This window comes from Flectobacillus sp. BAB-3569, from assembly GCF_002270355.1.
Classification (GTDB): Bacteria; Bacteroidota; Bacteroidia; order Cytophagales; family Spirosomataceae; genus Flectobacillus; species Flectobacillus roseus.
In genome coordinates this window covers 62,501-64,242 of record NZ_NJFZ01000029.1, presented here as the reverse complement: position 1 = coordinate 64,242, position 1,742 = coordinate 62,501, and the positions used below count along the sequence as shown (strand labels likewise).

The 1,742-nt window shown below is 48.7% G+C and carries 1 rRNA gene (cut by a window edge); it reads right to left on the bottom strand.

Annotated features, from left to right (window positions below):
• Nucleotides 1-1,742, bottom strand: a 23S ribosomal RNA gene (locus tag BWI92_RS22640) (its annotated part continues 398 nt past the right edge of the window); the annotation flags it as partial.

Here is a 1,742-nt window from a genome sequence, read left to right as displayed (position 1 = left end):
CAGTACAAGAAGGGTGGTATTTCAACGTTGACTCCATGATGCCTAGCGACACCATCTCACAGTCTCCCACCTATCCTACACATCCAGTACCAGAACTCAATGCTAAGCTATAGTAAAGGTTCATGGGGTCTTTCCGTCCCGTTGCGGGTAAACGGCATCTTCACCGTTACTACAATTTCACCGAGCTCACGGCTGAGACAGTGTCCAGATCGTTACACCATTCGTGCAGGTCGGAACTTACCCGACAAGGAATTTCGCTACCTTAGGACCGTTATAGTTACGGCCGCCGTTTACTGGGGCTTCGATTCAATGCTTCGGTTGCCCTAACATCCCCTCTTAACCTTCCAGCACCGGGCAGGTGTCAGGCCTTATACGTCAACTTTCGTTTTTGCAAAGCCATGTGTTTTTGTTAAACAGTCGCCTGGACCAATTCTCTGCGGCCTCTCATCGCTGAGTAGGCTCCCTTTATCCCGAAGTTACAGGGTTAATTTGCCGAGTTCCTTAGCCGTGATTCACTCGAGCGCCTTAGAATATTCTTCCCAGTCACCTGTGTCGGTTTACGGTACGGGTTACTATTAAGTTATGATCCACAACTTTTCTTGGAAGTTTCTTCGCTGACTCGCATCTGCCTTGCGGCTTCCACTCAGAGGCACTATTCCGTCAGTACCTGCCAACCACGAATCTCCGTCATCGTGTTTCCCTAATAGTAAGTTCAGGAATATTAACCTGATGTGCATTAGATTGTCGCTCTCGCTAGACCCTTAGCCCCCGACTAACCCTCAGTTGATTAGCATAGCTGAGGAATCCTTGACTTTTCGGCGTGGGGGTTTCTCGCCCCCATTATCGTTACTTATCCCTACATTTGCTTTTCTGATCACTCCAGCAAACCTTGTCGATTCACCTTCATCGCTATCAGAATGCTCCCCTACCAGTATGTATCGCTACATAATCCAAAGCTTCGGTACTATACTTGATGCCCGTTTATTATCGATGCCCGCCTCGCTCGACCAGTGAGCTGTTACGCACTCTTTAAATGAATAGCTGCTTCCAAGCTAACATCCTGGCTGTCTCTGCAATCAGACCTCCTTTGTTCAACTTAGTATAGATTTTGGGACCTTAACTGTTGGTCTGGGTTCTTTCCCTCTCGGACCGTGACCTTAGCACCCCGGCCCTCACTGCCGTGTATATTTCATGCCATTCAGAGTTCATCAGGATTTGGTAGGATTTGACTCCCCCTAGTCCTATTGGTAGCTTTACCTGCATGAAACTCAACCACGACGCTGTTCCTAAAAACATTTCGGGGAGTACGAGCTATTTCCCAGTTTGATTAGCCTTTCACCCCTACCCACAGCTCATCGAAATACTTTTCAACGTAAACTCGTTCGGTCCTCCAGTGTGTGTTACCACACCTTCAACCTGGCCATGGGTAGATCACAAGGTTTCGCGTCTACTCCCCCTGACTAAACGCCCTTTTCAGACTCGCTTTCGCTCCGACTCCAGATCTGCAATCCTTAATCTTGCCAGGAAGAGTAACTCGTAGGGTCATTATGCAAAAGGCACGCCGTCACAGCATCGCGCTGCTCCGACCGCTTGTAAGTGTATGGTTTCAGGGTCTTTTCACCCCCCTATTCGGGGTACTTTTCACCTTTCCTTCACAGTACTCGTTCACTATCGGTCTCTTGTTAGTATTTAGCCTTACCGGATGGTGCCGGCTGATTCAAAGGGAGTTTCACCAGCTCCCC